This window comes from Halomonas sp. H2 (assembly GCF_050215315.1).
Classification (GTDB): Bacteria; Pseudomonadota; Gammaproteobacteria; order Pseudomonadales; family Halomonadaceae; genus Vreelandella.
The window spans coordinates 1,509,705-1,527,627 of the sequence record NZ_CP189760.1; the positions used below are offsets into that span (position 1 = coordinate 1,509,705).

The following is a 17,923-nucleotide window of genomic DNA, read 5'->3' on the forward strand; positions in this document are numbered from 1 at the left end:
GGATTTTGCTGTTGCAACATGCGCCCGGTCTTACTCGGCGCGTGTGTCTTGCTGCGCCTGTTTACGCTTTTCACGCGGGTCATTGTGAGCCCGGGTACGGCGGCGCGGTTTCGGGGCTTCATCTTCAATAGGCGCTTCACTGGCTACTGGCTCAACAGCCTGCGGCTCTTCAATCGAAGGACTCGCTTGGGGCTCGGTTGGTGCCTCGCTAGCAGCTGCTTGTGGCTTATCCGCTTCAGGTGTCGCGTCGGGCTGGCGCTCGTTGCTGCTTTGATCGGCATCAGCAGCGATCGAAGGCTCTGCGCAGGCGGGCCGGTCGCTATCGGTTGCAGGGGCTGGCGCATCGTCACTTGCTTTTGACGGTTCGCTAGCACTCGCTGGTTGAACTTCCGGTTGAACTTCTGACTGAATGGCTACGTTCGCTTCTGCCGATTCAGGCTGAGCTTCGGACGGCACTGGCTTGTCCTCGCCTTGCGAAGGGGTAACCTCGCTTGTATCAGCCGTTTCAATGGCCGGCGCAGGCTCGTTGCCGGCTTCTGCTACCGGTTCTGCTACGGGCTCTGCCGGTGTCACAGCGGCCGTTTTCTGCTCGGTGGTGTCAGCCTCTTCAGCCAGGACCGCTTTGGACTGCCTGCGCTGGTGGGTCGACTTGCGCGCTTTGGCGTTTGTCTGCGTGGACCGGTCAGCAGTGCTGGCAGCTTCAGTGGTGCTCTCAGTTGTGATAGTCGTTTCAGCTGCTATTGGCGTTTCCACCGCGTCTGGCTGAGTAGCCTCAGCGTTTGGCGCAACGTTTTCAACAGCCACTGACTTGGCAACAGGTGCTTCAGTCGTCGGGCTTTCCACAGTAGTCGTTTCGCTTGGCTGTGCCGCGGCTTCTGGCGCTTCAGCGGGCGCTTCAGCCTGCAGTTTTAACTGCTCAGCTTCTGCCTGGGGGTTGATCGCCTGGGTGCGGGTGCGATTACGCGGGTTGTTGCGCGTACGCTTCGGCGTGCCGTCATCCGGTTTCGCCGTTTCATCATTCTGCTTGTCGCGACGCGACTCTTTCTGCGTTGCGGCTTTGTTGCTATTGCTCTCTTTAGAGCTATCTTTAGAGCTATCTTTAGGGCTCTCCTTAGAACTCTCTTTGATCGAGTTGTCCTTGCTGGAGCTATCATTGGCAGAGCGGTCAACCTGGGCTTCTTTACGAGGCGCCTTGTTGGCTCCATCTTGTCCATTGGCCTCCTCTTGACGAGGGTGACGACGGCGGTTGCGGGTACGACTGGGGCCGCTGCGCTTGTCGCTGCTCTCATCACTGTTGGCGCGGGGAGTGCTGCTACGCTGCTCGGCTTTCGGTTCAGCTTTCGGTTCAGCTTTCGGTTCAGTTCTGGCACTGCGCGACTCGTTACGGCTGGCGTTATCGCCGCGCTCACCGCGTGACGATTTCTGCCGTGAATCGCTGTTACGCTGGGTGGTTTTGCGCTCGCTTGTCCTGCGTGGTGCAGGCGTTTCAGCCTTCGGTGCTGGCGTCGCTTCGGCGGCGCTTTCATCGCTACCCAATAATTTAGCGAAGCCACGGATAAAGCGACCAATCACGCTGGGCTGCTCGCTGGTCGCCGGTGCTGCCATGGTCGCAGGAACTGGGGCAGCAGGCGCTTTTTCTTCGGTTTGCAACGAAGCGGGGGCGGGCGCATTGTGGGTGACGCTTTTAACCGCTGCTTCTGCCCGCATGGCGGGTGGCACAAAGCTGGGCGTCGGCTCTTTGCCCACTTCGGTTTCGGTCGAGAGTTCAAAGCTCGATAGGCTTTGGGTGTCATCCTCGTCCAGATGGTCGTCGCGCAGGCGCTGAACGTCGTAGTGGGGCGTATCCATTTCAGGGTTGGGCAGCAGTACGACGCGAACATTCTGACGAGACTCAAGATCCGCCAGCACGCTGCGTTTTTCATTGAGCAGGTACGTGGCCACCGGTACCGGCAGAATGGCGCGAATCTGCGCGCTGTTCTCTTTCATGGCCTCTTCTTCGATCAGGCGCATGATGGAGAGCGACAGCGAGCGCACATCGCGAATGGTGCCCTGGCCATTACAGCGCGGGCAAACCACACCGCTGGTTTCACCCAGCGAGGGGCGCAGACGCTGACGGGACATCTCCATCAGGCCGAAGCGTGAGATGCGGCCAATCTGTACCCGTGCGCGGTCTAATTTAAGCGCGTCGCGCATGCGGTTTTCAACTTCACGCTGGTTGCGCGCCGGCCCCATGTCGATAAAGTCGATAACCACCAAGCCGCCGATATCGCGCAAGCGTAGCTGACGGGCGATCTCATCAGCGGCTTCAGAGTTGGTCTGTAGAGCAGTCTCTTCGATATCGCTGCCGCGAGTAGCGCGGGCGGAGTTGATATCAATAGAGACCAACGCCTCGGTGTGATCAATCACAATCGAGCCACCCGAAGGTAGCTTCACTTCACGCTGGTAGGCGGTTTCGATTTGCGATTCGATCTGGAAGCGCGAGAACAGCGGTACTTCATCGGCGTAGAGTTTAATCTTCTGCTGATAAGAAGGCATGACCTGGCGAATAAAACTCAGCGCTTCGGCGTGAATCTCGGGGCTGTCGATCAATACTTCGCCGATATCTTGGCGCAGGTAATCGCGCATGGCGCGGATGATGACGTTGGATTCACGGTAAATCAGGAACGGAGCAGGGCGCTTGGCAGCTTCAGTGGTGATGGATTCCCACACCTGAACCAAGTAGTCCAGATCCCACTGTAACTCTTCCGGGTTACGACCAATGCCTGCGGTGCGCACGATCAGCCCCATTTTATCGGGTACTGTCAGTTGGCCCATGGCATCTTTGAGCTGGCTGCGCTCGTCGCCTTCGATACGGCGAGAAATGCCACCCGCACGCGGGTTGTTGGGCATTAATACCAAAAAGCGACCCGCTAGGCTAACAAAAGTGGTTAGCGCGGCGCCTTTATTGCCACGCTCCTCTTTATCGACCTGAACGATGACCTCTTGGCCCTCTTTGAGTACTTCTTTAATGCTTGGACGCCCGGAAACGTTTTTTACAAAGTACTCTTTGGAGATCTCTTTGAGGGGCAAAAAACCGTGTCGATCAGCGCCGTAGTCAACAAAGGCGGCTTCCAGGGAGGGCTCTACGCGGGTGATTTTGCCGCGATAGATATTGGCTTTTTTCTGTTCTCGAGCGCCGGATTCGATATCTAAATCGTACAGGCGTTGTCCATCAACTAAGGCGACACGCAGCTCTTCGGGCTGGGTCGCATTGATAAGCATCCGTTTCATAGTGTCTCGCATAGCGTTGCGTGCCGGCGAACTGCCTATGGGGTGACGTAGGCGAACCGCTGGGTGCTGCGTGCTTGTGCTCGGCGCATTGCTATGCTGACGCGTCAAGCCGGGAAGGCGTCATCGCCAACCCGGCCAATAGGGCGTTGAGTACGTGGCGGAGGCAGGACGTATTCCGGTGACTGTCACGTCCATCCGGCCCTGCTGACACCGCCAACACCTGGCATTCATCGATTCACCAACGCCGGCCACCGGCACAGCGTTGAACTTTTCGCCCGGAGCCAACCAGCGCCTTGTGACGAATAAGGAGGGGCTGCTCAGGACGTGGCGTTGTTTAGTTACTGCCTGCCGTTGAGGGCTAGGCTGAGTTTCATCTGCCAGCATAAAACGGGCGGCAGAGTTACTGCATTTTTAAGATCAGTTTTTTAATACTGGAAAAACGACCAATGCGTACACTGGAGCCGTTTTGTGTTCAGGCCTGCGTGTTAGTCGGGCAGGCGCATTAACCAAGCTCAGCGGTGATGCTCTTTGCTAGCAAATTTAATCAATTAGCTATGAATCAGCTAGTCACTAGCGCTAGACAAGGAAGCTTTCTGCGCTTAACTGGTGAACAACTTGGAATATAACAGTAAAGACAACGACCAGCAATTGACGCAATGCCCCTGGGTCTACGCTAGAATGCCGTTTTTGGCGTCATAGCAGAGCAGGAGTAAGCGGTAATGTCCGAAGGGCGTGAAGTACAGTGGGTGGATATCGCCCCGGAACAGGCTGGGCAGCGAATTGATAATTTTCTTATGACGCGTCTTAAGGGTGCGCCACGCGCGCTGATCTACCGCATCGTGCGTAAAGGCGAAGTGCGCGTTAATAAAAAGCGGGTAAAGGTTGACTACCGCTTACAGGCTGGCGATTTAGTCCGCGTCCCACCGCTGCGTTTGGCGCCTCGCGAAGCAGTTAAAGAAGTCAGCGATAACCTGCGTGATGTGTTGGTGGGCAGCGTTATTATGGAAGGCCCCGATTGGATGGTGCTTAATAAGCCCTCAGGCTTAGCGGTGCACGGTGGCAGCGGGGTTAAAATTGGCTTGATCGAAGCGCTACGTCAGGTACGCGATGACTTGAGCTTCCTAGAGCTGGTTCATCGCTTGGATCGCGATACCTCGGGCTGCTTGCTGCTGGCCAAGTCTCGCGATGCGCTGGTGACGCTCAACGAGTCGCTGAAAAAGCACGGCATGGATAAGCGCTATTTAGCGCTGGTCAGCGGGCGTTGGCCGGCGCGTAAAACCTACGAAAGCGCGCGTTTGGATCGTTTTGATGCGGGTAATGGAGAACGCCGTGTGCGCGTCGATCCCAACGGAAAAGTGTCGCGCACCCACTTCTCTGTGGTCGAAACGTTTGAAAAAGTCACCCTGATTGAAGCCGAGCCGGTCACCGGGCGAACTCATCAAATTCGTGTGCATGCCGCCCATGCGGGCCATGCGCTGTTAGGCGACGACAAATACGCTACCCGCGAAAGCGGTTTTCTCACTAAGCAGCTAGGGTTGGGGCGGCTTTTTCTGCATGCCCGTGCGCTGACTTTTCCAGAGCCTGGTAACGGCCGCCCGGTCACCGTCAAGGCGCCGCTGCCAGAAGCCTTGGAAGAGGCGCTTAAGCGCGCCCGCCGATAAACGGCCTTTCACTTATCTACCTCTCAATAAGGAGCTGCCATGCAGTACGAGCTGATTATATTTGATTGGGATGGCACCTTGATGGACTCCGTGCCGCGTATTGTGTCGTGCATGCAGGCCGCCGCTATTGAAGCTGAGTGGGGCGTGCTTTCTGCGGCTGAGGTGGAAGATATCATTGGCCTGGGTCTGCCTGAGGCGATCGCCCAGCTCTGCCCGGGTATTTTGCCCGCTCAGGCCGAACGGCTTCGCGAGCGTTACGCACACCACTTTGTGCAGGCTGACGCCACGCCGATGGCGTTTTTCTCGGGCGTGGAAGCTCGGTTAGCGCGTCTGCGTGAGAACGTGCAGCAGCAACTAGCGGTAGCGACAGGCAAAAGCCGGCGCGGGCTGGATCGCATTTTTGCCGAGACCAGTAGCGGTGGCTGGTTTCACGCCAGTCGCACGGCAGATGAAACGCGTTCCAAGCCGCACCCGCAGATGCTGTCTGAGCTGTTGGCGGAGCTTAAAGTGCCCGTCGAGCGCGCGGTGATGGTCGGCGATACAGAGTACGATCTTGAAATGGCGCGGGCGATTGGAATGGATCGCGTCGGCGTAACCTACGGCGTTCACACGCCGGAGCGTTTGGCGCTAAGCCGGCCCAAGTGGGTAGCCCATAGCGTCGACGAGCTTTTTGATGGGTTGAATGGTTGATTTGCCTGCCTCTATATAAGGATGTTTTATGAGTGACGACCGCTGGACAGAAGGGCCCGAAGTGACACCAAGCAGCGTCGGCCCAGGCCCGAGTGCGCCAAGCGACGATGCTGAAACGCTGCGCGAGCGCCAGCGCCTTGCTCAAATGGAAATGATGGACCACTGGATAGGCGGCGTGCTAACCGAGCAGCGTCGCACTCGCCGCTGGAAGCTGTTTTTCCGATTCATGCTGCTGCTGATTGTGCTGGCATTGGTGCTAACAACCCTATATAGCGTTTTTTGGGATGACACGGGCAGCGCAGCACCCACACAGCAGCACTTGGGGCTTGTTGAGGTCAGTGGCGTCATCGCTAGTGATTCCCCAGCCAATGCCGAGCGCATTATCCAGGGCTTGAATCGGGCCTGGGATGCTGAAAGCGCGGCTGCAGTGATACTGCACATTAATAGCCCTGGCGGCAGCCCGGTGCAGTCTCAGCGTATCTATGCAGAAATCATGCGCCTGCGTGAGCAGGGCGATAAGCCGATCATCGCGGTAATTGAGGATCTCGGTGCCAGTGGTGCTTACTATATTGCGGCGGCGGCCGATGAAATAGTCGCCTCGCCGGTGAGCCTGGTGGGCTCGATCGGCGTGATTTATGCGGGGTTTGGTTTCGAAGAGGCAATTGAGCGCATTGGCGTTGAGCGGCGCGTACTCACGGCGGGCGAGAATAAAGCCTTTCTAGACCCGTTCCAGCCCTTAGATAACAACGCCGAGGTGTTTTGGCAAAGCGTGCTGAGCCAGACCCATCGTCAGTTTATCGATGATGTGCGCGCCGGCCGCGGCGAAAGGCTCAGCGATAGCTCGGAAATTTTCTCCGGGCTCATCTGGAGTGGCGAGCAGAGCATCGAGCTGGGCTTGGTCGATCAGTTGGGCAGCCTCGAACAGGTGGCCCGTGACCGAGTCGGCGATACAAGTTGGGTAGACTACACGCCGAGTCTTGACCCGTTTGATCGCCTGACCCGCCGCTTCACTCAGCTCGCCGCTGAAGTGCTAGGCATTAGTGCGCCTAACACTCCACTGCGTTTCTGACCTCCAATCCTCGTCTTAGGCGCTGTTAATTAGCGCGCGCCGAGTGGGTCCAGGCCCACTCGGCGCAGCATGTCGCAGAGCGCAATCAGCGGCAGCCCAATGAGTGCATTGGGGTCGCGCCCCTCCAGTTTTTCAAACAGCGCAATGCCTAAGCCCTCCATGCGAAAGCTGCCCGCGCTGTCTAATGGCTGCTCTTTAGCGACGTAGTTCTCAATCTCTTGTGTGCTTAGCGTGCGAAATACCACTTCAAAAGACTCCACATGAGCTTGATGACGCTGGCTGCGTGTATCCACCAGCGCTAAGCCGGTCACAAAGGTGACGCGCTGGCCGGAGAAGCGGGCAAGATTGGCGCACGCTTTCTCTGTCGTATGCGGTTTGCCAAGAATGTCGCCTTCGAACACCGCGACCTGGTCGGAGCCAATGATACAGTGATGGGGAAAGAGGCTCGCGACGGCGTTGGCTTTACTCAGCGCTAACCGGTGCACCAGTGCTTGTGGGGTTTCGCCGGGGTGGGGAGTTTCATCAATATCCGGTGAATGGCATTGGTAGGGGAGCTGTAGGCGATTGAGCAGCTCGCGCCGTGAGCGTGAGCTAGAAGCAAGTACTAGCTCTGCTGTTGAAGAGTGAGCAGTTGATGACAGAGTGCTCGATGGCTCAGCCATGGATGATGAAGGCACAATTAAACTCCTGGCTTCGGGGTTGCGCTGGTGCAACGTCAACGCATTGCAACGTTAAGGCCATAGAGTGTAGCGAAAGCCGCTCAAAGTGCCTATGTTGGCTGTGTGTTGAGGCCTCTATAGGTTATTTATGGAGGTAGATATGAAGAAATATACCGGCGGCTTTGACACCAGCAGGGGGAGTGCCTATCATTGCGCGCCTATGTTGACCTCACAACTCCCCAGTCGGGTGGAGCCTTATAAGCTCGCAGCCCGCCACGAACGAATCGAAGGCTTGGTAGCGCTTGATAAGCTGTCACGTCTTGCCGAAGAAGCGGGTGTCCAAACTGGCGACTGTCAAGTCGTGCTTGAGTTTGGCGTCGACGCTCAAGGTCGTCGTGAAATTCGTGGCCACTTGCAAGCGACGTTGGCGCTTGCCTGCCGACGCTGCCTGGTGCCGCTGCCTCAAGAGGTTAGTAGTGACTTCTTGCTTGGAATGGTCACTGACGAAGCCTTAGCGGCCGAGTTGCCTGCTAGTCATGAACCGGTGCTGGTGGAAAAGGAACAGCTGGATCTTCTGACGGTGGTTGAAGATGAGTTAATTCTCAGCCTGCCCCAGGTGGTCTATCACGATGAAGCCGAATGTCATGTCTCGGCGGAGCAGCTGGTCAGCAAAACAGAAGGCGCGGCGTCGGAAACAACGCCAGCGACGAACCCTTTCGCGGTGCTAAATGCCTTGAAAGGCAAAAAATAAGCACCCTTTACCTTAAATACCTTGGAGTAAACACCCATGGCAGTTCAAAAGAACCGTAAAACTCGTTCCAAGCGCGGCATGCGTCGCAGCCACGATGCGCTGACCGCTCCGACGCTGTCCCAGGACAAAGAAACGGGCACCACCCACCTGCGTCACCACGTTTCTCCAGACGGTTTCTACCGTGGTCGTCAAGTGGTTGAGGTATAAACCTCAATTGCGTTATTAAGCGGCTAAACGGACTCAGTGCGGTATGCGCTTAGCGATTGATGTGATGGGGGGTGACCAAGGCCCCCGCGCGATTATCGCAGGCTCCGCAAAGGCGGTGGTGGAACACCCCGATCTTGAGCTGATTCTGTTTGGCCCGCGTCAGCAGATTATTGCTGAGCTTTCGCGCTTGCCGCAGCCTCTGGCTGCGGCAGCGTCACGTTTGGTGGCGCGCGATACACCCGATAGTGTGACGCCTGGGTCAACAGCTGCTTGGGCATTGCGCAGAGGTCATGCTACTAGCATGGTGCACATGCTGAAGTGTGTCGCTCAGGGTGAGGCGGTTGCCGGCGTAAGCGCGGGCAACACGGCGGCGCTTGTTGCCTTGGCCAGGCGCGAGCTGGGCATGGTTGAGGGGATTTCTCGGCCGGCGATCAGTACCGCGATTCCTGCACGCCAAGGGCGCCGCTGTTATTTGTTGGACTTAGGCGCCAACGTGGATTCCCCCGCCCATCGGTTAGTCGATTTTGCGCTGATGGGGGCGGCGATGGCGGAGTGTGTCGATGGCACCGCGGTGCCCCGTGTGGCGCTACTTAATGTTGGTGCAGAGGCTACTAAGGGGAGTGCTAGCGTACGTGAAGCTGATCGCTTGCTGCGCGAGTACGCCAGTGGTAGTACTTTCGCTTATCAGGGCTACGCGGAAGGTGGTGATCTTTTTAAAGGTCAGCTTGATGTAGTGGTGTGTGATGGCTTTGTGGGCAATGCTGTCCTCAAAGCGAGCGAAGGTTTGACCAGTATGTTGGTTGAGCGGGTGCAGATGGCATTTGAATCACGCCTTAGCGGTCGTTTGGCAAGCCTACTGGCCAGGCCTGTGTTAAGGCGATTAAAGCAAGAGCTTGATCCCGTACGCTATAACGGGGCCAGTTTGCTAGGGCTGCGCGGAATAGTCGTAAAGAGTCATGGCAGTACCCATGCCGATGGTTTCTACTACGCTATTCAACGCGCTCTGCGCGAAGTGGAACATAACTTACCTGCGCGGATCGCAGGCCGCTGGCGAGTGCCATCCTATGAAAGTAGTGGTGCACATCAGCCATAAGTAGATAATAAGCAATTGGATTTTTTTGCGGATTATAGGTGGCATCAGGATGTGCCAATAATCTCGCCTATCGCTCATATGAGCAAATGCCTACAAGAGCAAAGGTGAACGACATGTCTCAACCCCTTGCCCTCATTTTTCCCGGGCAAGGCTCTCAGCAGCTTGGAATGCTGCGAGAGCTTGCCGAGCGCTACAGTGTGGTGGGAACGACATTTGAGGAAGCGTCGGATGCTTTGGGCTACGATTTGTGGAAAGTCGTCCAAGAAGGCCCTGAAGAGTCGCTTAATGCAACCGCCTGCACCCAGCCAGCGCTACTCTCTGCAAGCGTCGCTATTTGGCGCGTATGGCAAGAGCTAGAAGGGCCGCGGCCAACAGTGATGGCGGGCCATAGCCTAGGCGAATACAGCGCTATGGTATGCGCAGGTGTGATGAGTTTTGCCGAAGGCGTCAACTTAGTGCGTCTGCGCGGAGAAGCCATGCAGGCGGCGGTGCCCGCGGGTGAAGGCGGAATGGCGGCGATCTTGGGCCTGGCAGACGATGCGGTTGAAGCCGCCTGTGAAAAGGCTGCCCAGGGCGAGGTTGTTTCAGCGGTCAACTACAACTCCCCAGGGCAAGTGGTGATAGCGGGCTCTAAAGTGGCCGTTGAGCGGGCAATGGTTGCCTGCCAAGACGCGGGCGCTAAGCGCGCCATAGCGCTTCCTGTTTCCGTCCCTTCCCACTGCGCCCTGATGCGCCCTGCGGCCGAGCGCCTGGCAGAGGCTATGCAAAATATTGAGCTGCGGGCACCGCGCTATACGGTCATCCAAAATGTTGATGCCCAAGCTCATGCCGATACCGCGACATTGAGCACGCGCCTGATCGAGCAGCTCTACCAGCCGGTGCGCTGGAGCGCCTGCGTTGAAGCAATGGCGGATCAAGGCGTAGAGGTGTTTATTGAGTGCGGGCCAGGAAAGGTGTTGACTGGCCTCAATAAGCGTATCGTGAAGGGTAGCAAAGGATTGGCGGTGAATGATCCTGATAGCCTGGAGGCGGCGCTTGAGCTAGCACGTGAAACCTTGGCTGATAAAGCGTGACCAAAGAGTGTTTTATTTCGCTATCCTGGCTTGATTACACGGTTAGAGGCAGAACGTTATGACGCAAGAGAGTAGAGTTGCCCTGGTAACAGGGGCGAGTCGCGGCATTGGGCAGGCCATTGCTCGCGAGCTAGGTCGCCAAGGCCGTATCGTTATTGGTACAGCGACCAGCGAGTCCGGTGCCGAAAAAATTGATGCCGATTTGCAAGCGCATAGCATTGAGGGGGCTGGTCTATGTCTTAATGTGACCGACCAAGCCAGCATTGATAGCGTATTGAAAACCATCGCTGAGCGCTTTGGTGCGCCGACTATTTTGGTCAACAATGCGGGTATCACCCGTGATAATTTGCTGATGCGCATGAAAGAAGATGAGTGGGATTCCGTGATGGATACCAACTTGAAATCGGTCTATCGTGTAAGCAAAGCGTGTTTACGGGGCATGACCAAGGCGCGTTTTGGGCGTATTGTGTCGATCAGTTCTGTTGTGGCAACCATGGGCAACCTGGGCCAAACTAACTATGCTGCAGCTAAGGCCGGTATGGAAGGTTTTAGCCGCGCTCTGGCACGTGAGGTCTCTTCACGTGCGATTACGGTCAACTCGGTGGCACCGGGCTTTATCGCCACCGATATGACTGAAGCGCTGCCTGAAGCGCAGCACGATATGTTGCTTAAGCAAATTCCGTTGGCCCGTTTAGGGGCGCCGGAAGAGATCGCCGCAGCGGTGGGCTTTTTGACCAGTGATGCAGCCGGTTATATCACTGGCGAGACGCTTCACGTCAATGGCGGCATGAATATGCGTTGATGGCCTTGGGCTTGGCGGTTGCGTCGGCCCGAGGGCGTCTATAAACTACCCCGCAGCTTTTGGCTTGCGGTTTCCAAATAGCTGGTTATCAAAAACGGCTAATGTGAACGACTGGAGTACGTTAATGAGTACTATTGAAGAGCGCGTGAAGAAAGTTGTAGCAGAGCGCCTGAACGTTAAAGAAGAAGACATCCAAACCAGCTCTTCTTTTACAGAAGACTTGGGTGCTGATTCGCTCGACACCGTTGAGCTGGTCATGGCTTTGGAAGAGGAATTCGATACTGAGATTCCTGATGAAGAAGCTGAGAAAATCACCACGGTTCAAGAAGCCATCGACTACGTAAACGCCCACCAGTAAGGGCTGCGTCGATGCATCGAACCAGGGTGGGGTGCTAGTCACCCGCCTTAAGAGCCGTCCTTTCGTAGGACGGCTTTTTTGCTTTGCTGCCACAATGCTTATAACGTTCAATCTCCGTTATACTGTTGACCAAATTTAAGTAGCAAATGACCCAAGTGGGTCGCGTCACCATGGATGCCTGGAGGAAAGCTGATGGCACGGAAAAGGGTAGTGGTAACTGGGTTAGGCCTGGTGACCCCTGTGGGTAATAGTGTTGATAAGTCGTGGGCAAACATTGTTGCTGGCAAAAGTGGCATTACGCCAATTGAGCATTTTGACACCAGTGGTTTTAACACCCGTTTTGGTGGAGCGATCAAGAATTTCGATATCGGCCAGTATTTGAATCCTAAAGATGCCCGCAAAATGGATTTGTTTATCCAGTACGGCATGGCAGCGGGTGCCCAAGCGGTTGAAGATTCGGGTGTCGAATGCACTGAGCAGAATGCAGACCGTATCGGTGTGGCTATCGGCTCAGGCATTGGTGGCCTGCCAATGATTGAGCATAACCACAACGCACTCAACAAAGGCGGTGCTCGTAAGATATCGCCGTTCTTTGTGCCGGGCTCCATCATTAATATGATTTCCGGCAATATGGCGATTCAACACGGCTTCAGAGGCCCAAATATCGCGATTACCACTGCTTGCACAACGGGCACCCACAATATTGGTTACAGCGCGCGCACAATCGCCTATGGTGATGCGGACGTTATGGTATGTGGTGGCGCTGAAATGGCCACTACGCCACTGGGTTTAGGCGGCTTTTCCGCGGCACGCGCACTGTCTACGCGTAACGACGATCCTGAAGCGGCTAGCCGCCCCTGGGATACCGATCGAGACGGCTTTGTATTATCCGACGGTGCCGGTGTGCTGGTGCTTGAAGAGTATGAACACGCCAAAGCGCGCGGCGCTAACATTTACGCCGAGTTAGTGGGTTTTGGCATGAGTGATGATGCCTACCACATGACCTCTCCGCCGGAAGATGGGCGCGGTGCTGCGCTCTCTATGCGCAATGCGATCAAAGATGCCCAGGTCGATGTCGCTGACGTTCACTATATCAATGCCCATGGCACCTCCACTGCGGCGGGTGATCTGGCGGAAAGTCGTGCCATTGAGAGCGTTTTGGGTAGCGCTTCAAGCAGTGTGGCAGTGAGCTCGACCAAATCGATGATTGGCCATCTGTTAGGCGCCGCAGGCGCAGTAGAGGCGGTGTTCAGTGTCCTGGCTATTCGTGATCAAATCGCACCACCCACGATTAATCTGGATAACCCTCAGGAAGGCTGCAACCTGGACTATGTGCCGCATACGGCGCGGGATATGTGTATTGATACGGCGCTCTCGAACTCCTTCGGCTTTGGTGGCACTAACGGTTCGCTGCTGTTTAAGAAGGTATAGTTAGCCATGCAGCCGCCGACATTATCTGATGATCAGGTGCCGTTTGACGATCGTGGGTTGGCGTATGGCGACGGACTTTTTGAAACCGTGCTGCTGCGCTCGGGCGTGCCGGTGTTATGGCGCTATCACACAGCACGCCTAGTGCTAGGCTGTCAGCGCTTAAATATGCCGTTACCTTGCCAAGCGGCACTGGATGCCAGCTGGCAGGGTGGCGCCACCGCTGAACTCGAAGTGCTTAAGCTGTTATTGACCAGAGGTAGCGGTGGGCGTGGCTACGCCCAGCCTGATGAGGTAACGCCGCGCTTGCTCAGCCGTCGAACCTCTTTTCAGCCATCGGTCAAGCGCTGGCAGCAGGGGGTGACGGTGCGTCTATGCGATTTGCGCCTAAGCCGCCAGCCACGGCTGGCAGGTATTAAGCACCTTAATCGCCTAGAAAATGTACTGGCCCGGCAAGAGTGGAGCGATCCTGCTGTTGCCGAAGGTATGCTTGCCGATAGCGATGGTTTCGTCGTCGAGGCCACCAGTATGAATATTTTTTGGCAGCAGGCTGGGCAGGTGTTTACGCCATTTGTTGATCAGTGCGGCGTGGCGGGAACGCTACGCGCTGCGTTGATTGATCAGGGCGCGGTAACGCAGGCTTCGCTGTCACTTGATCAACTAACCAACGTTGAGCAACTGTGGGTGGCAAATTCTGTGCAGGGTGTCTGGCCTGTGACCACGCTACTCGCGGCAGATGGCTCGCTGCTTAGGCGTTGGCCGGTCAGTACAACTGATTCGCTGCAACGCTTGGCGCATCAGTTATTAGGCTATGAGTTAACGGCTGTTTAGCTATCGCTGCGCAATTATTTGAGGTGTCATGTTGAAACGTTTATTCATCGCTTTGTTGGTGTTAGTGCTCATCGGTGCTGCAGGCGCGGTAGGCGGTTATTTCTACTGGCAGAGCCGCTTGGAAGCGCCGCTCGCGTTGGATGAACCCATGCTTTACCAAGTGCCCTCCGGCGCGGGGTTTAATCAGGTAGTAGCGCAGTTGGATTCGCAGGGTGTGGTTGAGGATGCCTGGGCGTTTCAGTTGTTAGCAAAAGTTGAGCCAGACCGCGTGCCTCGGCTACGTACCGGTGAGTATCAGTTGCTACCGGATATGAGTGGCCTTGAAATGGTGGCGTTACTGGGCAGTAATAACGTGGTCACTTACCCGCTGACTATTCCGGAAGGGTGGTCGTTCAAGCAGATGCGCGAGCTGCTCAATACTGCCCCCAAGCTGGATCATCGCACGGCGGAACTGAGCGATACCGAGGTAATGGCGCTGCTCGACCGAGAAGGCACCTTTCCTGAAGGTTGGTTTTTCCCCGATACCTATCGCTATCACCTGGGTATGAGCGACGTCGATATCCTACGCCAATCACTTACGCGGATGGAGCGCATTCTGCAACAGGTATGGAAAGAGCGTAGTGATGATCTGACCATTGAGTCCGCCTATGAAGCGCTGATTATGGCTTCCTTGATCGAGCGGGAAACCGGAGCGCCCGAGGAGCGGCGGGAAATCGCCGGAGTGTTTAAGCGCCGTATGGAGCAAGGCATGCGCCTGCAAACCGACCCGACCATTATTTATGGCATGGGCGAGCGTTATGAAGGGCGGATTACCCACGCCGATATACGCGAGGCGACGCCGTATAACACCTATGTGATTGACGGGATACCGCCCACACCGATTGCCATGCCGGGGCGTGCCTCGTTAGAAGCGGCGGTGAACCCTTTGCCTGGCGAAACGCTCTATTTCGTTTCCCGTGGCGATGGCACGCACCACTTTTCGAGCTCGTTGCGCGAGCATAATAATGCCGTTAACCGCTACATCCGTAACCGATAATAACCATGACCAATCAGCACATTAAGGGAGCATGATGACTAAGCGTGGACGCTTCATTACGCTGGAAGGCGGTGAAGGCGTGGGAAAATCCACCAATGTGGGCTTTGTCGCCGAGTGTTTAGAGGCCCAGGGCTTGGAAGTGGTGCGTACCCGCGAACCGGGCGGTACAGAGCACGGCGAAGCGATTCGCGCGCTACTGCTTGACCCTGCCCCCCAAGAGCCGCTGCACGAGGACGCCGAACTGCTATTAATGTTTGCCGCGCGGGCCCAGCATCTAGCGGAAAAAATTCTGCCTGCCCTAGCGCGAGGCGCGTGGGTGGTATGTGACCGTTTTACTGATGCCACCTTCGCCTATCAAGGCGGTGGGCGGGGCATTGCCAAGGAGCGTATCGCCACGCTTGAGGATTTCGTCCAGCGGGGTCTTTCGCCCGATTTGACGCTGTTACTTGATATGCCCCAAGAAGCGGCCAAAAAGCGCCTAGAGTCGCGCCTGCGTGACCGCTCGGAACAGCACGACCGCTTTGAGCAGGAGCAGGCGGATTTTTTCCAGGCTGTGCGCGACGGCTACTTGGCGCGAGCGGAAGAGGCGCCCGAGCGTTTTGCGTTGATCGACGCCCAGTACGCGTTAGACGCAGTGCAGGCACAAATTCGCCAAACCCTGCTGGCACGGATAGCTGAATGGCGTTAACCAGTGTTATGCCGTGGCATCAAGCCACATGGCATCAGCTCACCCGCTTGGCCGATGATGGGCGCATGCCTCACGCGCTGTTACTCCACGGTGCCCACGGCGTGGGTAAGCAGCAGTTGGCGGAGGCGTTAATTGCCCGCACGCTATGCGCCTCGCCCGCCGACCAAGCCTGTGGGCATTGCCATAGCTGCGCGATGTTGGCTTCCGGCTATCACCCGGATCTGCTGCGGGTCTCGCCAGAAGAGGGTAAGCGTCAAATTCGTATTGATCCCATTCGCGAGGTTAACCGTTTTGTTTCGCAAACGGCCCAGCAGGGTGGTTATCGCGTTATTGTGATTTCACCTGCCGAGGCAATGAACATTGCCGCCGCCAATGCGCTGCTTAAAAGTCTTGAAGAGCCTGGCGATAAAACGCTGTTTATTCTGCTCTCAGACGTGCCTTCACGGATGCTGGCGACGATCCGCTCCCGTTGTCAGCAGTGGTCACTGCCAAGCGTTGCTTATGAGGCGTGTCGCGGCTGGTTAATTGAGCAGTTGGGCAGCGCCGATGAAGCCTACTTCTGGTGGCAGGTGGCTGGCGGTTTGCCGCTGCTTGCGGTGAAGCTAGCAGTACCGGAAGAGCGCGCATTACGCCACCAGATTCACGACAGTTTTGAGCAATTAGTGCGTGGCGCAGAGCCCGTCTCAGAGGCGGCGCGCCTGGATCGCCAGGCGATTGATGCCATCTTATGGTACGGTATTGCTTGGCTTGAGGATCTGATTCGACTCGGCTTATCCGGTGAGGCGGCGGTGCTGCATAACCCTGATTTAGCGCCACTCTATCGCCAAGCGGTTAAAAATGGCCGAGTGCAAGATTGGTTTCGTCTATTAGATTATGCCCGCGAACAGCGGCGTCTGTTGGCGGTGGGGGTCAACCCAAACCCCCAGTTAGTGCTAGAAGCGTGGTTAGTGCGCTGGGCAGCGCTGCTGCGTTCCTAGTCGCGTTAACCCCGCTACACCACGCTGATGTTCCCAGCTGACAATTTTATTCCCCACAAGAGCAGCGAGGTCATTATGGCAGCTCAGAAAGCGCTCTCTCTTACTGTCCCCGATGTGCCGACGCTGCTCTCTGCGTATATGCCTTTTTTGGATCGAGGTGGCATCTTCGTTCCCACCCAAACGCCTTACGCGCTTGGCCAGCAAGTCTATTTATTGCTCACGTTACCTGGTGAAAGCGAGCGTCTTTCGGTCACTGGACATGTGGTGTGGGTATCGCCGGAGGGCGTAAGCGGTCGGCGTATGCCCGGTATTGGCGTGCATTTCAGCCAGCAAGATTATCTTGTACGTGATCGCATTGAGACGCTGCTTGCCGGTCAATTAGATAAAGCCACACCGTCTTTTACGCTCTAACGCAATTATCTCTTAAGCAATTATTAAAGTGCTTATAGTCCACCTGTTGTCGAGACCTGCATGTTTGTTGATTCACACTGTCACTTAGATCGTTTATCCGACCAGACCCATGGGGGCGATATTGCCGCCACCCTGGCAGCCGCCCGCGCTGCCCATGTCAGTCAATTTCTTGCTGTTGCGGTTACCTTAGAGGAAATGCCGCAGCTGGCGGCCATTTCCCGCGCCCATCGCGATGTGGCGATATCGGCAGGCTTACACCCCCTGCATGCTACTGACAGTGAGCCCAGCGTTGCCGATATCAAAGACGCCGCTGAACAGTACGGCGCAGTGGCGATTGGCGAAACCGGGCTGGATTACCACTACCGCGACAGCGTGCCGATAGAGGTTCAACAGGAGCGCTTCAAGCGGCATTTGATCGCGGCGCAAGAGTTGGAGCTTCCGGTGATCATTCATACCCGCGAAGCCAAACAAGAAACGCTCGCCCTGCTGCGTGAATACAGCGACCCTCGCGTGGGCGGTGTATTACACTGTTTTACTGAAGACTTGGCGATGGCCCGTGAGGCGGTTCGGCTAGGTTTTTATATTTCGCTGTCGGGCATTATTACCTTTCGCAATGCCGCTTCGCTGCGTGATCTGGCTGGCCAACTGCCGCTAGATCGTCTGCTGATAGAGACCGACAGCCCCTACCTTGCGCCAGTGCCTTACCGCGGCAAGCCAAACGAGCCCGCTTGGGTGGTGGAAGTGGCAGAGTGCATTGCTACGCAGCGGGGCATTAGCGTCGATGAAGTGGCCATGCAGACGACTGCCAACTTTTATCAGCTGTTCCGTGCCGCCGCACCCGACGCCCCGGAACACGTTAAAGAAGCGCTGGCACAGTCTGGGCTTTTATAGGCTGAATGCGCTCAATCGAGGTGGGCAA

Annotated in this window: 18 protein-coding genes; 16 read left to right on the top strand and 2 right to left on the bottom strand. The window is 56.3% G+C overall.

Going from position 1 to position 17,923, the window contains the following annotated elements; genetic code table 11:
- Nucleotides 1-30: 30 nt before the first annotated feature.
- Nucleotides 31-3,270 carry a ribonuclease E gene (gene rne, locus ACQE2I_RS06925; protein ID WP_427030769.1) on the bottom strand — a complete coding sequence of 1,080 codons (3,240 nt, stop codon included), beginning with the start codon at nucleotides 3,268-3,270 and terminating at the stop codon, nucleotides 31-33.
- Nucleotides 3,271-3,989: 719 nt separating this feature from the next.
- Here rne and ACQE2I_RS06930 point away from each other — a divergent pair.
- The 3 genes from ACQE2I_RS06930 to sppA are packed head-to-tail and all read left to right on the top strand — an operon-like array spanning nucleotide 3,990 to nucleotide 6,690.
- Nucleotides 3,990-4,931, top strand: a complete 942-nt coding sequence (locus ACQE2I_RS06930) for an RluA family pseudouridine synthase (protein ID WP_427030771.1) — start codon at nucleotides 3,990-3,992, stop codon at nucleotides 4,929-4,931.
- Nucleotides 4,932-4,970: 39 nt separating this feature from the next.
- On the top strand, nucleotides 4,971-5,621 hold the full coding sequence (locus ACQE2I_RS06935) for an HAD family hydrolase (RefSeq protein ID WP_427030772.1): 651 nt from the start codon (nucleotides 4,971-4,973) through the stop codon (nucleotides 5,619-5,621).
- A gap of 28 nt (nucleotides 5,622-5,649) precedes the next feature.
- On the top strand, nucleotides 5,650-6,690 hold the full coding sequence (gene sppA / locus ACQE2I_RS06940; RefSeq protein WP_427030774.1) for a signal peptide peptidase SppA: 1,041 nt from the start codon (nucleotides 5,650-5,652) through the stop codon (nucleotides 6,688-6,690).
- Nucleotides 6,691-6,719: 29 nt separating this feature from the next.
- Here sppA and ACQE2I_RS06945 read toward each other — a convergent pair whose 3' ends face one another.
- Entirely contained in the window at nucleotides 6,720-7,352 is a 633-nt protein-coding gene (locus ACQE2I_RS06945; protein ID WP_427031402.1) for a Maf family protein, read from the bottom strand.
- A 217-nt stretch (nucleotides 7,353-7,569) separates the two neighbouring features.
- Here ACQE2I_RS06945 and ACQE2I_RS06950 point away from each other — a divergent pair, with 217 nt between their 5' ends.
- From ACQE2I_RS06950 to ACQE2I_RS07010, 13 genes are all read left to right on the top strand, one after another.
- Nucleotides 7,570-8,100, top strand: coding sequence for a YceD family protein (locus tag ACQE2I_RS06950; RefSeq protein WP_427031403.1), 531 nt, complete (start codon nucleotides 7,570-7,572; stop codon nucleotides 8,098-8,100).
- 36 nt (nucleotides 8,101-8,136) lie between these two features.
- Complete coding sequence (gene rpmF, locus ACQE2I_RS06955) at nucleotides 8,137-8,307, top strand: 50S ribosomal protein L32 (protein ID WP_427030776.1); 171 nt, start codon at nucleotides 8,137-8,139, stop codon at nucleotides 8,305-8,307.
- A 43-nt stretch (nucleotides 8,308-8,350) separates the two neighbouring features.
- The gene (gene plsX / locus ACQE2I_RS06960; protein ID WP_427030777.1) at nucleotides 8,351-9,400 is read left to right on the top strand and encodes a phosphate acyltransferase PlsX; all 1,050 of its coding nucleotides are present in this window, start codon (nucleotides 8,351-8,353) and stop codon (nucleotides 9,398-9,400) included.
- 113 nt (nucleotides 9,401-9,513) lie between these two features.
- Nucleotides 9,514-10,473 carry an ACP S-malonyltransferase gene (fabD, locus tag ACQE2I_RS06965; protein ID WP_427030778.1) on the top strand — a complete coding sequence of 320 codons (960 nt, stop codon included), beginning with the start codon at nucleotides 9,514-9,516 and terminating at the stop codon, nucleotides 10,471-10,473.
- Between the two features lie 58 nt (nucleotides 10,474-10,531).
- The gene (gene fabG, locus ACQE2I_RS06970; RefSeq protein ID WP_427030779.1) at nucleotides 10,532-11,275 is read left to right on the top strand and encodes a 3-oxoacyl-ACP reductase FabG; all 744 of its coding nucleotides are present in this window, start codon (nucleotides 10,532-10,534) and stop codon (nucleotides 11,273-11,275) included.
- Between the two features lie 124 nt (nucleotides 11,276-11,399).
- On the top strand, nucleotides 11,400-11,633 hold the full coding sequence (gene acpP / locus ACQE2I_RS06975) for an acyl carrier protein (RefSeq protein WP_282723675.1): 234 nt from the start codon (nucleotides 11,400-11,402) through the stop codon (nucleotides 11,631-11,633).
- A 192-nt stretch (nucleotides 11,634-11,825) separates the two neighbouring features.
- Complete coding sequence (fabF, locus tag ACQE2I_RS06980) at nucleotides 11,826-13,064, top strand: beta-ketoacyl-ACP synthase II (RefSeq protein ID WP_427030781.1); 1,239 nt, start codon at nucleotides 11,826-11,828, stop codon at nucleotides 13,062-13,064.
- A 6-nt stretch (nucleotides 13,065-13,070) separates the two neighbouring features.
- Nucleotides 13,071-13,892: an aminodeoxychorismate lyase gene (gene pabC / locus ACQE2I_RS06985; protein WP_427030782.1), complete on the top strand. Its 822-nt coding sequence runs from the start codon at nucleotides 13,071-13,073 to the stop codon at nucleotides 13,890-13,892.
- 28 nt (nucleotides 13,893-13,920) lie between these two features.
- Nucleotides 13,921-14,928: an endolytic transglycosylase MltG gene (gene mltG / locus ACQE2I_RS06990; RefSeq protein ID WP_427030784.1), complete on the top strand. Its 1,008-nt coding sequence runs from the start codon at nucleotides 13,921-13,923 to the stop codon at nucleotides 14,926-14,928.
- A 34-nt stretch (nucleotides 14,929-14,962) separates the two neighbouring features.
- The gene (gene tmk / locus ACQE2I_RS06995; protein WP_427030785.1) at nucleotides 14,963-15,616 is read left to right on the top strand and encodes a dTMP kinase; all 654 of its coding nucleotides are present in this window, start codon (nucleotides 14,963-14,965) and stop codon (nucleotides 15,614-15,616) included.
- Nucleotides 15,607-16,593, top strand: coding sequence for a DNA polymerase III subunit delta' (locus tag ACQE2I_RS07000; protein WP_427030787.1), 987 nt, complete (start codon nucleotides 15,607-15,609; stop codon nucleotides 16,591-16,593). Before tmk ends, ACQE2I_RS07000 begins: the two co-directional genes overlap by 10 nt.
- A gap of 75 nt (nucleotides 16,594-16,668) precedes the next feature.
- Nucleotides 16,669-17,004, top strand: a complete 336-nt coding sequence (locus ACQE2I_RS07005; RefSeq protein WP_427030789.1) for a PilZ domain-containing protein — start codon at nucleotides 16,669-16,671, stop codon at nucleotides 17,002-17,004.
- 60 nt (nucleotides 17,005-17,064) lie between these two features.
- Nucleotides 17,065-17,895, top strand: coding sequence for a TatD family hydrolase (locus tag ACQE2I_RS07010; RefSeq protein ID WP_427030790.1), 831 nt, complete (start codon nucleotides 17,065-17,067; stop codon nucleotides 17,893-17,895).
- Nucleotides 17,896-17,923: the final 28 nt, after the last annotated feature.

Bases quoted from the DNA above. Each gene is read 5' to 3' on its own strand.
- rne (WP_427030769.1), bottom strand. From the start codon at position 3,270: ATGAAACGGATGCTTATCAATGCGACCCAGCCCGAAGAGCTGCGTGTC.
- ACQE2I_RS06930 (WP_427030771.1), top strand. From the start codon at position 3,990: ATGTCCGAAGGGCGTGAAGTACAGTGGGTGGATATCGCCCCGGAACAG.
- ACQE2I_RS06935 (WP_427030772.1), top strand. From the start codon at position 4,971: ATGCAGTACGAGCTGATTATATTTGATTGGGATGGCACCTTGATGGAC.
- sppA (WP_427030774.1), top strand. From the start codon at position 5,650: ATGAGTGACGACCGCTGGACAGAAGGGCCCGAAGTGACACCAAGCAGC.
- ACQE2I_RS06945 (WP_427031402.1), bottom strand. From the start codon at position 7,352: ATGGCTGAGCCATCGAGCACTCTGTCATCAACTGCTCACTCTTCAACA.
- ACQE2I_RS06950 (WP_427031403.1), top strand. From the start codon at position 7,570: ATGTTGACCTCACAACTCCCCAGTCGGGTGGAGCCTTATAAGCTCGCA.
- rpmF (WP_427030776.1), top strand. From the start codon at position 8,137: ATGGCAGTTCAAAAGAACCGTAAAACTCGTTCCAAGCGCGGCATGCGT.
- plsX (WP_427030777.1), top strand. From the start codon at position 8,351: ATGCGCTTAGCGATTGATGTGATGGGGGGTGACCAAGGCCCCCGCGCG.
- fabD (WP_427030778.1), top strand. From the start codon at position 9,514: ATGTCTCAACCCCTTGCCCTCATTTTTCCCGGGCAAGGCTCTCAGCAG.
- fabG (WP_427030779.1), top strand. From the start codon at position 10,532: ATGACGCAAGAGAGTAGAGTTGCCCTGGTAACAGGGGCGAGTCGCGGC.
- acpP (WP_282723675.1), top strand. From the start codon at position 11,400: ATGAGTACTATTGAAGAGCGCGTGAAGAAAGTTGTAGCAGAGCGCCTG.
- fabF (WP_427030781.1), top strand. From the start codon at position 11,826: ATGGCACGGAAAAGGGTAGTGGTAACTGGGTTAGGCCTGGTGACCCCT.
- pabC (WP_427030782.1), top strand. From the start codon at position 13,071: ATGCAGCCGCCGACATTATCTGATGATCAGGTGCCGTTTGACGATCGT.
- mltG (WP_427030784.1), top strand. From the start codon at position 13,921: ATGTTGAAACGTTTATTCATCGCTTTGTTGGTGTTAGTGCTCATCGGT.
- tmk (WP_427030785.1), top strand. From the start codon at position 14,963: ATGACTAAGCGTGGACGCTTCATTACGCTGGAAGGCGGTGAAGGCGTG.
- ACQE2I_RS07000 (WP_427030787.1), top strand. From the start codon at position 15,607: ATGGCGTTAACCAGTGTTATGCCGTGGCATCAAGCCACATGGCATCAG.
- ACQE2I_RS07005 (WP_427030789.1), top strand. From the start codon at position 16,669: ATGGCAGCTCAGAAAGCGCTCTCTCTTACTGTCCCCGATGTGCCGACG.
- ACQE2I_RS07010 (WP_427030790.1), top strand. From the start codon at position 17,065: ATGTTTGTTGATTCACACTGTCACTTAGATCGTTTATCCGACCAGACC.